The organism is Mesorhizobium sp. CNPSo 4671, from assembly GCF_057784245.1.
The window spans coordinates 214921-231122 of the sequence record NZ_JBWLUW010000009.1 but is presented as its reverse complement, the minus strand read 5'-3'; the positions used below and the strand labels follow the sequence as shown (position 1 = coordinate 231122).

At 63.5% G+C, this 16202-nt stretch carries 20 protein-coding genes; 17 read left to right on the top strand and 3 right to left on the bottom strand.

All coding sequences use genetic code 11. The annotated features are described in order from the left end of the window. Positions 1 to 43: 43 nt before the first annotated feature. The 15 genes from AC04SF_RS24945 to AC04SF_RS24875 all read left to right on the top strand — a co-directional run bounded on the left by AC04SF_RS24945 (position 44) and on the right by AC04SF_RS24875 (position 12658). Positions 44 to 622 carry an invasion associated locus B family protein gene (locus AC04SF_RS24945; RefSeq protein WP_488479971.1) on the top strand — a complete coding sequence of 193 codons (579 nt, stop codon included), beginning with the start codon at positions 44 to 46 and terminating at the stop codon, positions 620 to 622. A 33-nt stretch (positions 623 to 655) separates the two neighbouring features. Further along, complete coding sequence (locus AC04SF_RS24940; RefSeq protein ID WP_488479927.1) at positions 656 to 985, top strand: GlpM family protein; 330 nt, start codon at positions 656 to 658, stop codon at positions 983 to 985. A 79-nt stretch (positions 986 to 1064) separates the two neighbouring features. Next, positions 1065 to 1544, top strand: coding sequence for a transcriptional regulator NrdR (gene nrdR, locus AC04SF_RS24935; protein WP_010915593.1), 480 nt, complete (start codon positions 1065 to 1067; stop codon positions 1542 to 1544). A 2-nt stretch (positions 1545 to 1546) separates the two neighbouring features. Then, entirely contained in the window at positions 1547 to 2677 is a 1131-nt protein-coding gene (ribD, locus tag AC04SF_RS24930) for a bifunctional diaminohydroxyphosphoribosylaminopyrimidine deaminase/5-amino-6-(5-phosphoribosylamino)uracil reductase RibD (RefSeq protein WP_488479926.1), read from the top strand. A gap of 68 nt (positions 2678 to 2745) precedes the next feature. Then, positions 2746 to 3363 carry a riboflavin synthase gene (locus AC04SF_RS24925; protein WP_488479925.1) on the top strand — a complete coding sequence of 206 codons (618 nt, stop codon included), beginning with the start codon at positions 2746 to 2748 and terminating at the stop codon, positions 3361 to 3363. A gap of 75 nt (positions 3364 to 3438) precedes the next feature. Beyond that, positions 3439 to 3699 (top strand): CopG family ribbon-helix-helix protein, encoded by a 261-nt coding sequence (locus AC04SF_RS24920; protein WP_488479924.1) that lies wholly within the window; start codon positions 3439 to 3441, stop codon positions 3697 to 3699. Beyond that, the gene (locus AC04SF_RS24915; protein ID WP_488479970.1) at positions 3699 to 3974 is read left to right on the top strand and encodes a type II toxin-antitoxin system RelE/ParE family toxin; all 276 of its coding nucleotides are present in this window, start codon (positions 3699 to 3701) and stop codon (positions 3972 to 3974) included. Before AC04SF_RS24920 ends, AC04SF_RS24915 begins: the two co-directional genes overlap by 1 nt. Positions 3975 to 4054: 80 nt before the next feature. Further along, the gene (gene ribH / locus AC04SF_RS24910; RefSeq protein WP_488479923.1) at positions 4055 to 4549 is read left to right on the top strand and encodes a 6,7-dimethyl-8-ribityllumazine synthase; all 495 of its coding nucleotides are present in this window, start codon (positions 4055 to 4057) and stop codon (positions 4547 to 4549) included. Next, on the top strand, positions 4546 to 5046 hold the full coding sequence (gene nusB / locus AC04SF_RS24905; protein WP_019857616.1) for a transcription antitermination factor NusB: 501 nt from the start codon (positions 4546 to 4548) through the stop codon (positions 5044 to 5046). The genes ribH and nusB overlap by 4 nt, the downstream gene beginning before the upstream one ends. Beyond that, positions 5043 to 6260, top strand: a complete 1218-nt coding sequence (locus AC04SF_RS24900) for an MFS transporter (RefSeq protein WP_488479922.1) — start codon at positions 5043 to 5045, stop codon at positions 6258 to 6260. The genes nusB and AC04SF_RS24900 overlap by 4 nt, the downstream gene beginning before the upstream one ends. A gap of 180 nt (positions 6261 to 6440) precedes the next feature. Further along, a complete protein-coding gene (gene osmF, locus AC04SF_RS24895) occupies positions 6441 to 7352 on the top strand; it encodes a glycine betaine ABC transporter substrate-binding protein OsmF (protein WP_096459183.1) in 912 nt (303 codons plus the stop codon). A gap of 19 nt (positions 7353 to 7371) precedes the next feature. After that, complete coding sequence (locus AC04SF_RS24890) at positions 7372 to 8571, top strand: ABC transporter permease (RefSeq protein WP_488479921.1); 1200 nt, start codon at positions 7372 to 7374, stop codon at positions 8569 to 8571. Beyond that, a complete protein-coding gene (locus tag AC04SF_RS24885; protein WP_488479920.1) occupies positions 8568 to 9506 on the top strand; it encodes an ABC transporter ATP-binding protein in 939 nt (312 codons plus the stop codon). Before AC04SF_RS24890 ends, AC04SF_RS24885 begins: the two co-directional genes overlap by 4 nt. After that, positions 9503 to 10252 (top strand): ABC transporter permease, encoded by a 750-nt coding sequence (locus AC04SF_RS24880; protein WP_096457013.1) that lies wholly within the window; start codon positions 9503 to 9505, stop codon positions 10250 to 10252. The genes AC04SF_RS24885 and AC04SF_RS24880 overlap by 4 nt, the downstream gene beginning before the upstream one ends. Before the next feature lie 264 nt (positions 10253 to 10516). Continuing rightward, complete coding sequence (locus tag AC04SF_RS24875) at positions 10517 to 12658, top strand: sodium-translocating pyrophosphatase (protein ID WP_488479919.1); 2142 nt, start codon at positions 10517 to 10519, stop codon at positions 12656 to 12658. 78 nt (positions 12659 to 12736) lie between these two features. Here the strand turns inward: AC04SF_RS24875 and AC04SF_RS24870 are convergent, their stop codons facing one another. From AC04SF_RS24870 to AC04SF_RS24860, 3 genes are all read right to left on the bottom strand, one after another. Beyond that, positions 12737 to 13744: a glycosyltransferase family 2 protein gene (locus tag AC04SF_RS24870; protein WP_488479918.1), complete on the bottom strand. Its 1008-nt coding sequence runs from the start codon at positions 13742 to 13744 to the stop codon at positions 12737 to 12739. Between the two features lies 1 nt (position 13745). Then, positions 13746 to 14291, bottom strand: coding sequence for a dTDP-4-dehydrorhamnose 3,5-epimerase family protein (locus tag AC04SF_RS24865; RefSeq protein WP_488479917.1), 546 nt, complete (start codon positions 14289 to 14291; stop codon positions 13746 to 13748). A 160-nt stretch (positions 14292 to 14451) separates the two neighbouring features. Next, complete coding sequence (locus tag AC04SF_RS24860; RefSeq protein ID WP_488479916.1) at positions 14452 to 14967, bottom strand: outer membrane protein assembly factor BamE; 516 nt, start codon at positions 14965 to 14967, stop codon at positions 14452 to 14454. Positions 14968 to 15081: 114 nt separating this feature from the next. Here AC04SF_RS24860 and AC04SF_RS24855 point away from each other — a divergent pair, with 114 nt between their 5' ends. Both AC04SF_RS24855 and AC04SF_RS24850 read left to right on the top strand, forming a co-directional pair. Further along, positions 15082 to 15630 (top strand): ubiquinol-cytochrome C chaperone family protein, encoded by a 549-nt coding sequence (locus AC04SF_RS24855; protein WP_488479915.1) that lies wholly within the window; start codon positions 15082 to 15084, stop codon positions 15628 to 15630. Beyond that, entirely contained in the window at positions 15627 to 16175 is a 549-nt protein-coding gene (locus AC04SF_RS24850) for a YceD family protein (RefSeq protein WP_202350581.1), read from the top strand. The genes AC04SF_RS24855 and AC04SF_RS24850 overlap by 4 nt, the downstream gene beginning before the upstream one ends. Positions 16176 to 16202: the final 27 nt, after the last annotated feature.

Sequence of the window (16202 nt, the reverse complement as noted above, 5' to 3'; positions counted from 1 at the left end):
CGTCACCCCTGATCGGGTGACGCATGGAACTGGAGACTTGATGATGCGTAATTTTCGTCCCGCCTCACTCGGCGTCGTGGGCTGGCTGGCCGTTTGCGGGTCTGCCTTGGCGCAGACGCAGCCCGCCCCAGAGACGCCTGCCACCGCCACCTTCGGCAAATGGACAACCATTGTTGACGTGCTCGACACCGGCCAGGATGCGAGCAAGACCTGTGCGGCTTCGACGGCGTTCTTCGATGCGAGCGGCAATTCGGGGACGCTGACCTTGTCGATTTCGACCGGCGACGCGCTGCCGCCGGATGCCTATCCGGCCATCATGCTCACCGTTGACAACAAGGCGCTGCCGACGGGCAAGAAGATCGCGGCGACGTTCGGCGATCCCGGCGTCAAGGTTTCGGCGACGGTCTATTCCAACAATGCCGTCATCGGCCGTCCGAGTTGGACGGTCGACAATCAGGCCAAGACCAGTCTCGCTCTGCTGCGAGCCATGCGCCAGGTCATCTCGCTCGATGTGACGTTCGGCAAGGACGTTGTCGCCAGCATCCCAATGGATGGCTTCACCAAGGCCTACCGCAACCTCGGAACGTCCTGTGGCTTTCCAACCAAGGACGTCGCGCCGTGACGCGGACGGCCGAGTCGGAATAGGGAGCTGCGCATGGACATTGTCTGGAAGGGCGTGGTCGGCGGGCTGGTGACCGCACTGATCGTCTGGCTGTCCAAGCGAGGCAATGTCCTGCCCGGGATCCTGCCGCTGGCGCCGACCTTTGCCGTCATCGCCTTGCTCGCCGTCGGCGCCAAGGGTGATCCGGGCGGTTTTCGCGATGCCTGCCTTGCCGGCATGAAGACAATTCCCGCCTATCTTGCATTCCTCGGCGCCTGCTGGCTGTTCATCGACAAGGCCGACTATCGCCTGGCTGTCGTTGGCGGCATCGCCGTCTGGCTGGTTGCCGCGCTGGCAATCTTCCTCGCTCCTCGCTATCTCTGAAGAAACGGAACTGCTTCAATCCCGGTCGGAAAGGCTCTAAGCCTTTCGCCTCACCAGATTCGCGAACCCAAGGCTTTTCATGCGCTGTCCCTATTGCCAGTCCGAAGATACGCAGGTGAAGGATTCGCGCCCCGCCGAGGATGGCGCGGCGATCCGCAGGCGGCGTGTCTGCCCCGATTGCGGCGGCCGGTTCACCACCTTCGAACGCGTGCAGTTGCGCGATCTTGTCGTGGTCAAGAAGTCGGGCCGGAAAGTGCCGTTCGACCGCGACAAGCTGTTGCGCTCGGTCGAGATCGCGGTCCGCAAGCGCAATGTCGACCCCGAACGCATCGACCGCGCGGTGACCGGCATCGTGCGCCAGCTCGAAAGTTCCGGCGAGACGGAAGTGGCTTCCGGCGAGGTCGGCCGGCTGGTCATGGAGGCGCTGAAATCGCTCGATGACGTCGCCTATGTGCGTTTTGCCTCGGTCTACCGCAATTTCCGCGAGGCCAAGGATTTCCATGAACTCCTGGGCGAGTTGAAGGGCGACGAAGACAAGAGCGAAGAGGACGCCGGCTGAGCATGGCAGCATTGCAACCGAGCGGGGCCGAGCAAGCGGCCCTTGATCGTCGTTTCATGGCCGCGGCCCTGCGGCTGTCGCGCAGGAATGCCGGCCGCACCTCCACCAATCCTTCCGTCGGCACGATCATCGTGCGTGATGACGGCGCTGGGCCGATGATCGTCGGCACCGGCGTCACCGCTGTCGGCGGCCGGCCGCATGCCGAGACCGAGGCGCTGGCCGAGGCCGGCGAGTTGGCGCGTGGTGCCACGGCTTACGTTACTTTGGAGCCGTGCGCGCATCACGGCCGCACCCCGCCTTGCGCCAATGCGCTGGTCAATGCCGGCATTGCGCGCGTCGTCGGGGCTGCCAGCGATCCGGATACGCGCGTCTCCGGCAAGGGCTATGCCATTCTGCGCGCCGCCGGCATCGAGGTGGTCGAGAAGGTGCTGGCCACGGAAGCCGCCGAGCAGATGGCCGGCTATCTCATTCGGTCGCTCAGGAAGCGCCCGGAAGTGATTCTGAAGCTTGCGCTTTCCAGTGATGGCAAGATCGGCCGGGAAGGCGCCGGCCAGGTCGCGATCACAGGCGATATCGCACGCCGCGAAGTCTATCTGATGCGGGCCGAGGCCGACGCCGTTCTGGTCGGCATCGGCACGGCGCTGGAAGACGATCCGGCGCTGACGGTCCGCTTGCCGGGGCTGGAGAACCGTTCGCCGGCGCGCATCGTGCTCGACCGGCAGATCAGGCTGCCGGAGGCCTCGAAACTGGCCTCCGGCGTGGATCGCGTGCCGCTCTACGTTGCCGCTTGCCTGGAAGCCGATCCGCAGCGCCGTGCAGCGCTCGAGCGCGCCGGCGTGCGCTTCATCGGCACCGAAACGCATGAAGGCGGCGTGGCATTGCCGGAATTGCTCGAGGATCTGGCGGCACTCGGCATGGCAAGCGTGCTGGTCGAGGGCGGCGCCAAGGTGGCAAGCGCTTTCCTGGCCGATGGGCTGGTCGACCGCATCGTGCTGTTCCAGGGGCCGGAAGCAATCGGCGAGGACGGCATTGCATCGCCTATCGACGCTGATCATATCCCGGCTGGATTTCGCAAGCTGCGCGAGATGCGGTTCGGCGAAGACAACTACGCCGAATGGGTAAGAGACCTCTAGACCATGACCCCGAAAAGTGGGACCCGGTTTTCGGACAAGGTCATGGTCAAAACGGGAAGATAGCATCGATGTTTACCGGAATTGTCACCGATATCGGCACCGTCGCGGCCGTCAAGCCGCTCAGCGAAGGCGTCGGCTTGCGCATCGATACCGCCTATGATCCCGAGACCGTCGCCATCGGCGCCTCGATCTCCTGCGGCGGTGTCTGCCTAACGGTCACGGCGCTGCCCGAACATGGCTCGAACGCGCGCTGGTTCGAGGTGGAAGCCTGGGAAGAGGCCTTGCGGCTGACCACGGCCTCGAACTGGAAATCCGGCACCAAGGTCAATCTCGAGCGGGCGCTGAAGATCGGCGACGAACTCGGCGGCCACATCGTGTCAGGCCATGTCGACGGGATGGCCGAGATCGTTGACCGCAAGGACGAGGGCGACGCGGTTCGCTTCACGCTGGAGGCGCCGCGCCATCTGGCGAAATTTATCGCGCCGAAAGGCTCCGTGGCGCTCGACGGCACCTCGCTCACCGTCAACAAGGTCGAAGGCACGCGCTTCGACGTGCTGCTGATCCACCATTCGCTGACCGTCACCACGTGGGGCGAGCGCAACGCCGGCGACCGCGTCAATCTCGAGATCGACACCATGGCCCGCTACGCCGCGCGGCTGGCGGAGGCGGCGAAAGAGGGGCTTTGAGTGCTACGGGCCTGAGCCTTGACCTCGACTTAATCAATTTCAATCGCTATGATTAAATCTGATTGTGAGGCTCAGATGGATACAAAAGTAATTACCGCTCACGTTCCGCTGCCGCTAGCGGAAAAGGTAGACCAGCTAGCTGCTCGCCTTGAGCGCCCGCGCGGTTGGATTGTCAAACAAGCTCTTTCTGCGTGGGTGGATTTGGAGGAGGAGCGCCGACGGCTGACGCTTGAAGCATTGGCCGATGTGGATGCAGGACGGGTCGTCGACCACCAGGCTGTGCAGGCGTGGGCTGAGAGCCTTGGCACCGACAAGCCACTGCCGGTGCCTCGTTGATAGAGTTGAAATGGACTAACAAGGCTTTGTCCGACTTGGTCCGGCTCCATGATTTTCTCGCGCCGGCAAATGGCCCGGCAGCCGCCCGTGCGGTGCAGTCGCTTACTGCCGCGCCGGCACGGTTGGTGGAGTATCCGCGTATCGGCGAGAAACTGGAAGAGTTCGAGCCACGAGAGGTGCGCCGCATTTTGGTGGGTAGCTACGAAATTCGCTACGAAATACAGGACACGACAATCTCTGTGTTGCGCCTGTGGCATACACGAGAGGATCGATAGGACAGGCGTCTGTCCCAATCTTCCGCTTGCGATCAATCCGGCTTCGGCCTAAGTCACCGGCAACCCCCCCGGAGATTTTTATGGCAGGCACATCCCAACACGGCAAAGCCTTCATTCGTCCGAAGGCGAAGGCGCATCTGCTCATTGTCGAAGCGCGCTTTCACGACGACCTTGCCGACGCGCTGCTCGACGGCGCGACAAGCGCGCTCGATGAAGCGGGCGCGACCTACGACGTCGTCACCGTTCCAGGTTCGCTCGAAATTCCCGCAGTGATCACCTTCGCGCTGGACGGCGCAGCGGAAGGCGGCACAAATTACGATGGTTTTGTTGCGCTCGGCACCATCGTCCGTGGCGACACCTATCATTTCGACATCGTCGCCAACGAATCCAGCCGCGCGCTGATGGACCTGTCCGTGCAGGACTCTGTCTGCATCGGCAATGGCATCCTGACCACCGAGAACGATTCGCAGGCCTGGACGCGGGCCAAGCGCTCGGAAGGCGACAAGGGCGGCTTTGCGGCGCGCGCGGCGCTGACCATGATTGCGCTCAAGGAACAATTGGGAGCGCGATCGTGAGCGAACCCGCTTCGCCCGGACAGCCCGCGGTACGCCACGCCAACAAGCGCGGCGCCGCCCGTCTGGCCGCCGTGCAGGCGCTTTATCAGATGGATGTCGCCGGCAGTGGCGTCTTCGAGATCACCGCCGAGTATGAGGCATTCCGCCTTGGCAAGGAAGTCGACGGCGCGCTCTATCGTGAGGCGGACGCGCAATGGTTCCGCGCCATCCTGACCGGCGTCGTCGAGAATCAGAAGACCATCGATCCCGTCATCCGCCAGGCGCTGACCGATGACTGGCCATTGTCCCGGCTCGATTCCACGCTGCGCGCCATTATGCGCGCCGGCGTCTATGAACTGATGAAGCGCGAGGATGTGCCGGTGGCGGTTATCGTGTCGGAATATGTCGACATCGCCAAGGCCTTCTACGAGGAAGACGAACCGAAGTTGGTCAATGCCGTGCTCGACCGCGTGTCACGCCGGGTGCGCGGCGAGGGGCGCGGCAAGGACGCATCGTGACATCAATCGCCGTCGGGACGGGCAAGGAGGCGCGGCGCACCGCTTTGATCCTCGCCGCCTCGCAGGCCATTGTCGGCTCGGCAGCGCCCATCGCCATCTCCATGGGCGCGCTGGCCGGGCAATATCTGCTCGGTGCAGACAAATCGCTGGCGACAGCGCCGATCACCGGCTTCAACATCGGCGTGGCACTTGGCGCTTTACCGGCCGCGGCCATCATCCGCAGGCTGGGCCAGCGCGGCGGCTTCATGACCGGAACCGTTGTCACCGCGCTTGGCGGCCTGATTGCCACACTGGCACTTTTCCACGGCAGTTTCTGGCTGTTTGCCTTCGCGCTGCTGGTGATCGGCATCGGTGGTGCCTTCGTCCAGCAGTTCCGCTTCGCCGCCGCCGACAACGCGCCGCCGCAGTTCAAGGCGCGCGCCATCTCCTTCGTGCTGGCCGGCGGCATCGTCACCGCCATCCTTGGGCCGCAGATCGTCATCTTCACCCGTGAATTGTTCGCGCCGGTGATGTTTGCCGGGTCGTTCGCCTCCATCCTGCCGCTGGCTGCGGTTGGCGCCATTATCCTGTCGTTTCTGCGGCTGCCGGCGAAGGCGGCGAGCAAGGTTGAAATTGCCGACGGTAATGCCCGACCCCTGTCTGAAATCGTCACCAGGCCGCGCTTCGTCGCCGCGCTGTTTTGTGCGGTCTGCTGCTATGCGCTGATGAGCTTCGTCATGACCGGCGCGCCGCTGGCCATGGTCGGCTGCGGCCTGTCGGAGGACGATGCGACGCTGGGTATCTCCTGGCACGTCATGGCAATGTTCGCGCCGAGCTTCTTCACTGGCTCGCTGATCCATCGCTACGGCGCCGAGCGCATCGTCGCCATCGGTCTGATCCTGCTCATCGGCTGCGCCATTGTCGCCTTGTCGGGCCTGGCACTGTGGCAATTCTGGACGTCGCTGATCCTGCTCGGCCTTGGCTGGAATTTCGGCTTCATCGGCGCCACCGCCATGGTGGCGGCCAGCTATCGGCCGTCGGAAAAGGGCAAGGTGCAGGGTTTCCATGACTTCGTCCTGTTCGGCTCGGTTGCCTGCGCCTCACTCTTGTCGGGCATGGTCTACAACGCGTGGGGCTGGGAGATGCTGAACTGGATGATCTTCCCCGTCGCCGTCCTGTGCTTCGTCGCGCTCGGCGCGCTCAAAATGACGAGCCTGCGCAAGGCGAGTGCCTGATCCCTAAACTTTTGTCCACCTGACATGATGTTGTCAGCATTGCTTCGGTTGGATTTGCCGCGCCGAAACAAAATTATTGCGCCTGTGCCTATTGTTATGAAACCGTGTGCCCCGACTGGCCGTTGAAGCCATGCTCATATGCGGTCACCGCATTCCGGTTCACAGCAAGAGGTTTTCACAATGTTTTCAGTCAAGGTTTTCGCCGGCGCGGCATTGGCGCTGGCCGTCACGGCGGTATCCGCCAGTGCTCAGGTGGTCGTCTCCTCGAAGATCGATACCGAGGGTGGCGTGCTCGGCAACATCATCCAGCTAGTTCTCAACGCCAACAACATCAAGACCACGGACCGCATCCAGCTCGGCGGCACGCCGGTGGTGCGCAAGGCGATCACCGCCGGCGAAATCGACATCTATCCCGAATACACCGGCAACGCCGCCTTCTTCTTCGAGAAGGCTGATGACCCCGCGTGGAAGGATGCCGCCAAGGCCTATGAGGCGGCCAAGAAGCTCGACTATGACGCCAACAAGATCGTCTGGCTGTCGCCGGCGCCGGCCAACAACACCTGGGCGATCGCGCTGCGCAAGGAAGTGACGGACGGGAACAAGCTCGTCACGCTGTCGGACTTCGGTAAATATGTCGCCGGCGGCGGCAAGGTGGTGCTCGCGGCTTCCGCCGAGTTCGTTAATTCTGCGGCCGCCCTCCCGGCTTTCCAGACCACTTACGGCTTCACGCTGAAGCCGGACCAGCTGATCACGCTTTCGGGCGGCGACACGGCGGCGACAATCGCCGCGGCCGCCAACCAGACCAGCGGCGCCAACGCCGCCATGGTCTACGGCACCGACGGCGGCATCGCGCCGTCCGGTCTGGTCGTGCTTGAGGACGACAAGGGCGTGCAGCCGGTCTATCAGCCCGCGCCGATCATCCGCGAATCCGTGCTCAAGGAACATCCGGAGATCGAGACGTTGCTGAAGCCAGTCTTCGCCAAGCTCGACCTCGTCACGCTGCAGGAGTTGAACGGCCGCGTGCAGGTCGGCGGTGAACCGGTAAAGGGCGTCGCCGAAGACTTTTTGAAGAAGAACGGCTTTCTGAAGTAGGACGATTCCGGCGTGCCGCATGCGTGGCGCGCCGGAACGACCGACGGGGGAGGGCGTGAACATCCGCTTCGACAAGCTCGGCGTGGTCATCGCCGCGATCGCGGCCTACGCGGCGTTCCTCGCCCCGTTCGCCACGTTCCGCGCCAACCGCATCGTTCCGGGCCATGCGCGTTCGATTCTCGAGGCATTGCCGGCAACGACAGGAGCACTGCTGCTTGCCATCATCGTCGTCGCCGCGCTCATAGCGCTGTTCAGGACGCCGCTTGTGCTGCGCCTTGCCGCCAGTGTCGTGGTACTGGTCGCGCTCGCACTGCTCGTCGGCGTCGCCGGCACATACTTGACGCCAGCCGGCAACACCTTTGCCAGAGTATCGCCGGCCTCCGGTTTCTGGATTCTCATCTTTGCCTTCACGCTTTTGCTGGCGGACGTGCTGACAAGGCTGAACCTGTCGCCCCTTGCACGAGTTGGCGTGCTTGTCGTTGCTGCTTTGGCGATCGGCCTGCTGTTGATGTCGGGAAGCTGGGACAATTTGTCGATCCTGAAAGAATATTTCAATCGCGCCGACAGTTTCTGGGCCGAAGGCTCCAAGCATGTGACGCTGGCGCTTGGTTCTCTGTTTGCCGCCGTGCTCGTCGGCCTGCCGCTCGGCATACTCTGCCATCGCGTCGAAAGGCTGCGCGCCGGCGTGCTCAACGTGCTCAACACCATCCAGACCATTCCTTCGATTGCATTGTTTGGCCTGCTGATCGCGCCGCTCGGCTGGATCGCCACGCATGTGCCGGGGGCGGCCGCGCTCGGCATTCGCGGCATTGGCACAGCGCCGGCCTTCGTCGCGCTGTTCCTCTATTCGCTGCTGCCGGTGGTGGCCAACACCGTGGTTGGCCTCGCCGGCGTGCCGCGTGCCGCCAACGACGCGGCACGTGGCATGGGCATGACCGACCGCCAGCGCCTGTTCGGCGTCGAGTTCCCGCTGGCCTTCCCGGTGATCCTCACCGGCATCCGCATCGTCCTGGTCCAGAACATCGGCCTTGCCACCATCGCCGCGCTGATCGGCGGCGGTGGCTTCGGCGTTTTCGTCTTCCAGGGTGTTGGCCAGACCGCGATGGACCTGGTGCTGCTCGGCGCGGTGCCGACCGTGGCGCTGGCCTTCGCCGCCGCCATCATCCTCGACGCCGTGATCGAAATGACCGCCACCAAGCGCAGGGTTGAAACGGCATGATCGAGATCGAAGGCATTACCAAACGCTATGACGCAACCACCGTCGTCGACGACGTGTCGATGGTCATCGAGCCACGCACGGTTTGCGTCATTGTCGGCACCTCCGGCTCCGGCAAGACGACGCTGCTGCGCATGATCAACCGGCTGGTCGAGCCGACATCAGGCATCATCAAGCTCGACGGTGTCGACAACAGCTCCGTGCCCGGCTACGAACTGCGCCGCAGCATCGGCTATGCCATCCAGGGCCACGGCCTGTTTCCGCATCGCACGGTGGCGCAGAACATCGCCACCGTGCCGGTGCTGCTTGGCTGGGACAAGGACCGCATCAAGGCCCGCGTCGACGAGTTGATGACGCTCTACCAGCTCGATCCGCAGGCTTACGGGCCGCGCTATCCGCACGAACTGTCCGGTGGGCAGCAGCAGCGCGTCGGCGTGGCCCGTGCGCTCGCCGCCGAGCCCAACGTGCTTCTGATGGACGAACCGTTCGGCGCGCTCGACCCGATCATCCGCACCAAGGCGCAGGAAGATCTGCTGGCGATCCAGAAGCGCTTCGGCACCACCATCATCCTCGTCACCCATGACATGGAGGAAGCCGTGCATATGGGCGACAAGATCGCCGTCATGGATGCCGGCAAGCTCGTGCAATACGCCAAGCCCGCCGAGATACTGGCAAACCCGGCCAGCAGCTTCGTCGAGACCCTGGTCGGCGCCAGCGAGAGACCGTTCCGGCTGTTGTCGCTCGGGCGAGTGCGTGACGCCGTGGAGAACGGCACCGCCGAAGGCGAAGCCATCCCCGGCGATGCCAGCCAGCGCGATGCGCTGGCTGAGCTCCTGTGGTCGGGCCGACCGGCGCTGCCGGTGAAAGGCACTGACGGCAAACCGCTCGGCCGCATCACGGTCGACGGGCTGGTCAAGCGCGCGGCGAGGCCGGCATGAGAGCCTGGCTGCCGGCGCTGCTGCGGCTTGTCCTCTTGGCGCTGCTCGTCGCCTTCCTCACCAATCCCGGCTGGTTCGAGCCGCTGCTGAAGCCGCTCACCGAAAACAATGCGCCGGTGATCTACAATCAGGGCAGCCTGCTGACCTTGACGCTGCTGCATCTACGCACCGTCCTGCTCGCCACCTTGGCCGCGACCATCGTGGCTGTTGCGCTCGCCATCCTGGTGACAAGGCCAGCCGGGGCCGAATTCCTGCCCCTGTCGCGCAGCCTGGTCAACATCGGCCAAACCTTTCCGCCGGTGGCGGTTCTGGCGCTCGCCGTGCCTGCTGTCGGCTTCGGTGAGTGGCCAACGCTGATCGCGCTGTTTCTCTATGGCCTGCTGCCGATCTTCGAGAATGCGTTGACCGGGCTGACGACGCTGCCGGCCAATGTCGTCGAGGCGGCGCGCGGCGCCGGCATGACCGGCTGGCAAAGGCTCACAAAGGTCGAGCTGCCGCTCAGCGCGCCGATCATCCTGGGCGGCATCCGGTTGTCGGTTGTCATCGGTCTTGCCACGGCCACCATCGGCTCGACGGTTGCCGCCAAGACGCTGGGCGAGGTGATCATCGCCGGCTTGTTGTCCAACAATCTTGCTTTCATCCTGCAGGGCGGCCTGATCGTGGCGGCCCTTGCCGTGCTGATCTATGACGGACTGTCGGCGGTCGAGCGCTATGCGGCGCGGCGGATGGGACGTGAGGCGGAGTAGTCCTTTGCGACGCTGATGATCGTGTCGGGCATGATCCCCTTGCGTCATTTCAATCGATCTAAATGAAGGACCGTGCCGGCAGGGTCGTCGCGGCTTTTGTCTTTTGGGCGAAAGCCGGGCAAAAATCGAACAATATCTTGACGTTCCGAGCCCTGTTTCGCATACACCGATGCGAAGAGGTGGATTCCGTGCGCGGATTCCGGTCTTTGTCTCAACGGCCCAGGGAGGGGTTCTTTTGGGCCAGCAATCGAGGAAAATTCGGCAATGACCATACTTTACGCCGTCATCGCCTGCGGCTTGCTTTCTGTCCTTTACGCCATCTGGGCGACACGGTCGGTCCTTGCGTCCGATCAGGGCAATGCACGCATGCAGGAAATCTCCGCCGCCATCCGCGAAGGCGCGCAAGCCTATCTGGCGCGCCAGTACACCACCATCGCCATCGTCGGCGTGGTCGTGCTTTTGCTCGCCTGGTGGCTGCTTTCGATCTCCGCCGCGGTCGGTTTCCTGATCGGCGCCGTCCTGTCGGGCGCCGCCGGCTTCATCGGCATGCATGTTTCGGTGCGGGCCAATGTGCGCACCGCACAGGCAGCCTCCAACAGCCTTGCCGCCGGTCTCGACATCGCCTTCAAGTCGGGCGCCATCACCGGCATGCTGGTCGCTGGCCTGGCGCTGCTCGGCGTGTCGATCTACTACCTTATCCTGACCGGCCCTATGGGCCTGCAGCCCAATGACCGTATCGTCATCGACTCGCTGGTCTCGCTCGGCTTCGGCGCCTCGCTGATCTCGATCTTCGCCCGTCTCGGCGGCGGTATCTTCACCAAGGGCGCCGACGTCGGCGGCGATCTCGTCGGCAAGGTCGAAGCCGGTATCCCGGAAGATGATCCGCGCAACCCGGCCACCATCGCCGACAATGTCGGTGACAATGTCGGCGATTGCGCCGGCATGGCCGCCGACCTGTTCGAGACCTATGCGGTGACGGTCGTCGCCACCATGGTGCTCGGCGCCATCTTCTTTGGCGGTACCGCCGCTCTGCAGACTGCGATGCTGTATCCGCTGGCCATTTGCGGCGCCTGCATCCTGACCTCGATCGTCGGCACCTTCTTCGTCAAGCTCGGCTCGAACGGCTCGATCATGGGCGCGCTCTACAAGGGCCTGATCGTGACCGGCCTGCTGTCGATCGTCGGCCTCGGCATCGCCACCTCCGCTACAGTCGGCTGGGGCGAGATCGGCACCGTTGCCGGCATGATCATCACCGGCAAGAACACTTTCATCTGCGGCCTGATCGGCCTCATGGTGACGGGTTTGATCGTGGTGATCACCGAATACTACACCGGCACCAACAAGCGTCCGGTCAACTCGATCGCCCAGGCGTCGGTGACCGGCCACGGCACCAACGTCATCCAGGGCCTTGCGGTCTCGCTTGAATCGACGGCGTTGCCGGCCATCGTCATCGTCGGCGGCATCATCTCGACCTATCAGCTCGCAGGTCTGTTCGGCACGGCGATCGCGGTGACGACGATGCTCGGCCTTGCCGGCATGATCGTTGCGCTCGACGCCTTCGGCCCGGTCACCGACAATGCCGGCGGCATTGCCGAAATGGCGGGCCTGCCCAAGGAGGTGCGTCACTCGACCGACGCGCTCGACGCGGTCGGCAACACCACGAAAGCCGTGACCAAGGGCTATGCCATCGGCTCGGCCGGCCTCGGCGCGCTGGTGCTGTTCGCTGCCTATTCGAACGACCTGAAGTTCTTTGCCGCCAATGGCGACAAATATCCCTACTTCCAGGGCATGGGCGAGGTCTCCTTCGACCTCTCCAACCCTTATGTCGTTGCCGGCCTGATCTTCGGCGGCCTAATCCCTTACCTGTTCGGCGGCATCGCCATGACGGCCGTCGGTCGTGCGGCAGGCTCGATCGTCGAGGAGGTGCGCAAGCAGTTCCGTGAAGATCCGGGCATCATGGCCGGCACCTCCAAGCCGAACTATGCGCGTGCGGTCGACATTCTGACCAAGGCGGCGATCCGGGAGATGATCATCCCGTCCCTGCTGCCGGTGCTGGCGCCGCTCGTCGTCTATTTCGGCGTGCTCTTGATCTCGGGTTCGAAGGCCTCGGCCTTCGCAGCCCTTGGCGCCTCGCTGCTCGGCGTCATCGTCAACGGCCTGTTCGTCGCCATCTCGATGACCTCGGGCGGCGGCGCCTGGGACAACGCGAAAAAGTCGTTCGAGGACGGTTTCGTCGACAAGGACGGCGTCAAGCACCTCAAGGGATCCGAGGCGCACAAGGCCTCGGTGACCGGCGATACGGTCGGCGATCCCTACAAGGATACGGCTGGTCCGGCGGTCAACCCGGCGATCAAGATCACCAACATCGTGGCGCTCCTGCTTCTGGCCGTGCTCGCGCACGGCTGAACGGAGCCAGCGGTCAGACAGAAACCCGCGGGGAGCGATTCCCGCGGGTTTTGTTTGGCTCCGCTCAGGTACGCTGCCTCAGTCGCCGTTCGGCTCGGCGCCATCGCTTTCGGCAAGCCCGCGGTAGCGGGCCAGCAGGTCGTCCGGTCCTGGTTCCCGTTCAGGCATGGGCGGCAGGCCGCGCACCTTTCTCAGGCCGGGCATATAGGAATCACGTCCGTATTTGCGGCGAAATTCGACGGATCTCGGATGGATGCCGCATGCGGCCCAAAGCCTGCGTTTCAGATAGCTGGATTTCTTCAAGGGGCGAGGGGCCGTGGCTGCGGCAAGAACCTTGATGCGCAGGTCGTTCGGCATTCGCATGGCGTCGATAAGTTCTTCCTGTTCCACCGCCGTGTCTTCGACATAGCTGCCACTGCGCTGGCCGGAGAAGATGCTGAGCACCGTCAGGTGTGGCAGGGTCGCAATCACGGCCCCCTTTCGCCAGGCCCGGAAGAGCCAGTCCTGCGAACTTTCGCAGGCGCACTCGCTGGCGCGGCGCCAGGGGCCAAGCCAGTCCAGCGACGCCCGCCTGGCCATCTGTGCCGATCCGTATCCGGCTGTGATGACGGGATCGTAAAGCCCGCCCTTGCCCATCCCGTAGATTGAGGTCTTGAGAGGATCGCCTTTCATCCGAGCAGGTTCGATGATGGCGCCGCGCGCGATGACGATATCGGCGCCGGTCGCATCGATCCAGCCGGTCATCGCCGCGAGATGGTCTGGAAACCAGAGGTCGTCATGGTTGAGCAAGGCGACGAACCGGCCGCGTGCCCTGGCAAAGCCGATATTGTTGGGGCCGGATTGCTCGCCGAAATTAACCGGCAGGTTGATATAGATGACGCGCGGATCGTCGAATTCGGCGGTGAGCGCCGCTGTTTCGGGGCGACAGGCATCGCCAATCACCAGAATTTCAAAATCCTGCAAGGTCTGGCCCAGCACGCTGCGCAGCGCCTGTCGCAAGGCAGCGGGGCGGTTGTGGGTTGCAATCACCACCGAGACGAGCGGCGCGGTCTGCCCGGTTGCATCGGACCGGCCGGGTCGTTCCACGCTACACCAGTTTATAAGGGATGTGCTGCGTGTCCGGCGGCAGGCGCCAATGGTCCGGCGCGTCGTATGCATAGGCCTTGTCGACGAGGTTGAGCAGCAGGGCGATTTCCGGCCCGAGCGCCGTCACGCCATGCCACACGCCTGGCGGGATGACGACGATCGCCGGCCGCAAGGCGCCGACGATCTTGTGCCATACAGTGCCGAAGCTGGGCGAAGCCTTTCGGCCGTCATAGAGCGATATGCGCACACTGCCGGCACAGCAGAAAAGCCGATCCTGTGTCACCTTGTGTGCATGCCAGCCGGTCACCGCACCCGGATACATCGTGCGCTGGAAGACCTGGCCGACAGGCAATTGATCGAGATCCCATTCGTCCCGGAAAACTTCGGTAAGATAGCCGTTGGACGTCGCGACCGGTCTGATTTCCTTGATCTTGACGCCGTCGATTGCCGGTGGCTCGATGGCAAGCCAGTCCGGGCTCACGGTCTGCCGGTCAGGCGTCCCGGCGGCCATCCAGCCATCCGGCGCTACGCGCTCGCCACTGCTCATTCTCAAAATCCCAAGAACCCGCTGGATTTGATACGGGCTCGCCTCATCGCTGGCAAGCCGGGCTTGCCTTGGCCAAACAAAAACCCGTGAGATCGCTCCCACGGGTTTTCGGTCGCCCGAGATGTTGCTGCTTTCCCTGTAGGAAAGCAGGGTTTGATGATCAGGGAGTGCCGCCGCCGGGGATGCCGGGCGCCAGCTTGCTGGCGCCGTTGATGATCTGGCTGAGGAAGTTCTGGTCCTTGCCGCCAGTCGGCGTGGTGCGCGAGATGAAGTCGAAAATCTTGCCGTCCTTCAAGCCATAATTGGCGATCTGGGTGACGCGGCCATCGGCGCCGAAATAGACCGCCAGCACCTTCTGGTCGACGAGCCTGGGCTTGTCGAAGGCGACATAGCGCTTGCGCGTTTGCGAAATGTAATAAAACGCCTCATTGTCGAAAGTCGCGGTGGTCGACGGCGTGCCAAGCGCCAGAAGCACCTGCTCGCGGCTGGAACCGACGGGCACCGAATCGACGGCCTGCTGGTCGTAGACATAGCCTTGCGTGAACGTCTCGCTCGGATTGAGGTCGCCGATCATCTTGTTGGTGTGACACGCCGAAAGCGCCGAAACGACGAGCAGCAGCAAGATCGCGCCGGCAGGCCTGGACGAGAAGGTCGACTTGAAATTCAGCGCGCGCAACAACAATTCTCCATTATATCGCCGCAACTTGCGCTGGGCCGCAAAACCGGTAAACCAGCTTGCCTGCCGATGCAACAAGGCCAATTCAACAAACGGTCCCCGGAGACCATCCCCATGTTCCAGCGCCTTTTTGGTCGCGAACGCCACGCCAACCGCGCCATAACGGACGCGCTTTACGCACAAATCGTGGCGGCGGCGCGGCAGAGTGTATTTTATTCCCACTGGAATGTGCCGGACACGCCGCTCGGCCGTTTCGAGATGCTTTCATTGCATATGTTCCTGTTCCAGCATCGCTTGCGCGGCGAGGACGGCGTGGCGCAGGAGATCGCCCAGGTGTTGATCGACGAGTTCTTCCTCGACGTCGATCATTCGCTGCGGGAGCTGGGCATTGGTGATGTCGGCGTGCCCAAGCGCATGAAGAAATTGGCGAAGATGTTTTATGGCCGCACCGCCGCCTATGATGACGCGCTGGAAAGAAACGATCGCGACGGGTTGACCGCGGCTCTTGCCCGCAATATCCGGCCCGATGCCGGCACCTGGCCGGAGGCGCCGCAATTGGCCGACTATGTCGCCGACGCCTGTCGGCAGCTGGCCGCGCAGCCGTCCGAATCAATCGTGTCCGGCACGGCGGCGTTTCCGTTCGCCAGGGAGGCTGATCGATGAAGCATGCTGATCCGCTAAGCCCGGTTTCCTTTTTCGCGAATGTCGCCCGCCTGCCGCAGAAGGGGCTGCCCGTGGTGATCGAGGCTGACGCCGCACAGCGCGCCGCACTCGCCGAGGAGCACGGGCTGCTGTCGGTCGAAGCCTACCGCGCGGAACTTCTCGTGGCCTCCTGGAAGCGCAATGGCGTGAAGGTCAGCGGCCGCGTCGAGGCCGATATCACACAGGCCTGCATCGTCACGCTCGACCCCGTCGCGGCGCATATCGACGAGCCGGTCGAGGCGTTGTTGTTGCCCGAGGATTCCAAGCTTGGGCGGCAGGGATTCGAAGGCGGCGGTGAGATCCTGCTCGATGCTGACGGCCCTGACAGTCCCGAAACCTTCTCAGGCGACACGATCGATGTCGGGGCTCTCGCCGAACAATTCTTCGCACTGGCAATCGATCCCTATCCGCGCAAGCCGGGCGCGTCGCTGAATGCCGGCGGCGAGACCGAAGCGGTGGAGAATGAATTTCAGCAAAAACTGCGATCCTTGCTGGGAAAATCCTGAAAACCTTGCCCGCGATGGAAAAGTCGG